General features: G+C 34.5%; 2 protein-coding genes. One reads left to right on the top strand and one right to left on the bottom strand.

Annotated elements, in window-relative coordinates; genetic code table 11:
* Positions 1 to 222: 222 nt before the first annotated feature.
* Positions 223 to 1,368 (bottom strand): dicarboxylate/amino acid:cation symporter, encoded by a 1,146-nt coding sequence (locus ACTHW2_RS12545; protein WP_442264238.1) that lies wholly within the window; start codon positions 1,366 to 1,368, stop codon positions 223 to 225.
* Positions 1,369 to 1,522: 154 nt separating this feature from the next.
* On the opposite strand from ACTHW2_RS12545, the gene glyA reads away from it, so the two are divergent.
* The gene (gene glyA / locus ACTHW2_RS12540) at positions 1,523 to 2,758 is read left to right on the top strand and encodes a serine hydroxymethyltransferase (RefSeq protein WP_442264237.1); all 1,236 of its coding nucleotides are present in this window, start codon (positions 1,523 to 1,525) and stop codon (positions 2,756 to 2,758) included.
* Positions 2,759 to 2,845 lie beyond the last annotated feature (87 nt).

The raw sequence follows: 2,845 nt of genomic DNA, 5'->3' as shown, positions 1-2,845 counted from the left end.
GAAATGCCATTGTAGCAATAGGGAATATAGGGGATGAAAAAAACATTCCACTACTTTTAAAAGCTAGAAAAAATTCTAATCCGGAATTGCAGGCCTATATAGATGATGCTATAGAAAGAATAGAAAAGTTATGAATATAAAAGGCAGCAAATGTGAAATTTCACATTTGCTGCCTAAAATATTTCATTAAATACTATATTTTCAACTTGAAAGTTTATATAACTATTCTTCTTGTGTTGAACCCTTAGTTATGTTTCCTGAAATCTTGTCCATGAAAATTGCTATAGCACCGTCTCCTGTTATATTGCAAGCAGTTCCAAAACTATCTTGTGCTACATAAAGCGCGATTACAAGCGCAAGCATCGGCTCTGGGAAACCTAGTATAGTTTCAAATAAACCAAGTGCAGCTATTACTGCTCCGCCTGGAACGCCAGGTGCTGCAACCATAGTAACTCCTAGCATCATTATAAACGGAAGCATAGAACTGAAGTTAAGTGGCATATTATTTAGCATCATTACTGCCGTTGCTACTCCAACTAGTGTTATTGTACTTCCAGATAAATGAATTGTTGCTCCAAGTGGTATAACGAATTCTGCTATTTCGTCTCTTACACCATTCTTTTTAGTTTGTTCTAGAGTAACTGGAATAGCCGCTGCAGATGACTGAGTACCTATTGCAGTTAAATAAGCTGGTATCATATTTTTAATAGCTTTGAATGGATTCTTTCCAGCGACGCTTCCAGCTATCAAATACTGAATAACTATAACTGTAAAGTGTAAAATTAATATCATAACAAATACCTTAGCAAAGGTTGATAATATTGTTGCTACTTGCCCAGCATATGTCATATTTGCAAATATTCCAAGAATGTGTAAAGGCAGTAAAGGAATTACTATTTTACCTATTACAAGTTCTATAATATTTTGAAATTCTCCTACAGCTTTCTTTAACATATCTCCTTTGATAGCTGCTATTCCGAGTCCTAAAATAAAAGCAATTAAAAGTGCAGTCATAACTCCGAATATAGGCGGCATCTCAACTACAAATAAAGGCTCTAATAGTGATTCAGATGGGTCTGCAGCATCAGTTACTAGACTTCCAGCTTCTAAAAATCTTGGGAAAACTAGCGAAGATGTGAAATAGGTAAGTATTCCAGAGAATACTGATGAACCATAAGCAATTGCCGCTGTTATTCCTAGAAGCTTTCCAGCCCCTAAACCTAAATCACCTATACCAGGAGCTACAAATCCTACTATTATAAGTGGAATTACAAACTCCAAGAAATTACCAAATAAACCATTAAATGTTGCTGCTAATTCTGTGAAAATTCTAGGTAAAAACTGTCCCATTAAAATACCTAGTATTATTACTTTATTTCAATTTGAAATTTTAGAGAATTTATGCATATAATGAATATGTAAGAGCAAAAGTATTAAGTTCAAATTATACGATACCATTTGAAATATATTAAATAAAGGTTGTAAGTTTATTATAAAAATAGATACATGAGGAGGCGTAATTATGGATTTTAAGAAGTTAAAAGAGAATGATAAGGTTATGTTTGACTACATTGGGGAAGAAATTGAAAGGCAACAGCAAAATATTGAGCTTATTGCTTCAGAAAACTTTGCATCAGAACAAGTAATGGAGGCTATGGGAAGCCAACTTACTAATAAGTATGCTGAAGGCTACCCGGGAAAACGTTATTACGGCGGTTGTGAGATAGTAGACAAGGTAGAAACTTTAGCTATTGATAGGCTGAAAAAATTATTTGGTGCTGATCATGCAAACGTTCAGCCACACTCTGGCTCCAGTGCAAATTTAGGAGTGTACTTTGCAGTATTAGAACCAGGTGATAAGGTTCTAGGAATGAATCTTTCACAAGGAGGGCATTTAACGCATGGAAGTCCCGTAAATATTTCAGGTGAATATTATGATTTTGTAGCTTATGGGGTAGATAAAGATACTGAACAAATAGACTATGAAGAAGTTAGGCAGATAGCTTTAAAAGAAAAACCAAAACTTATAGTAGCAGGAACAACTGCTTATTCTAGATCTATAGACTTTAAAAAATTTAGCGATATAGCTAAAGAAGTAGGAGCTTATCTAATGGTAGATATGGCTCATATAGCTGGTTTAATAGCTGCTGGACTTCATCAAAATCCAGTACCTTATGCGGACTTTGTAACAACTACAACTCATAAGACGTTGAGAGGGCCTAGAGGTGGAGCTATACTTTGTAAAGAGGAACATGCTAAAAAGATAGACAAGGCAATATTCCCAGGCATACAAGGTGGACCTCTTATGCATGTAATTGGTTCAAAAGCAGTAGCTTTTGGAGAAGCATTAAAAGATGATTTCAAAGAAGATCAGGAACAAGTGATTAAAAATGCTAAAGTTTTAGCAGAATCATTGGAAGAAAAAGGACTTAGAATAGTTGCTGGTGGAACTGATACACACCTAATATTAATAGATGTTAGGAATAAAGATCTTACAGGTAAAGAGGCTGAGAAACTTTTAGAAGATGTAAATGTAGCTACTAATAAGAACACTGTACCATTTGATCCGGAGAAACCTTTTGTGACCAGTGGTATTAGGCTTGGAACACCTGCTGTTACAACACGAGGGATGAACGAACAAGATATGAAGGAAATAGCTAATATAATAAACTTAACTTTAGAGCAGAAAGTTGATAAGGAAGATATAAAGGGAAAGGTTGAAAATCTTTGTGATAAATTCCCATTGTATAAAGATTAAAAATTTCTAAAAATATAAAGGGAGGATTTAAAATGAAAAAGATATTAGTTACAGGAGCTCTAGGGCAAATTGGTTCTGAGCTTACAA

This window comes from Tissierella sp., assembly GCF_052089545.1.
GTDB lineage: Bacteria > Bacillota > Clostridia > Tissierellales > Tissierellaceae > Tissierella_A.
Note: the sequence above shows the minus strand (reverse complement) of the source record. Positions and strands in the feature narration are given on the sequence as shown.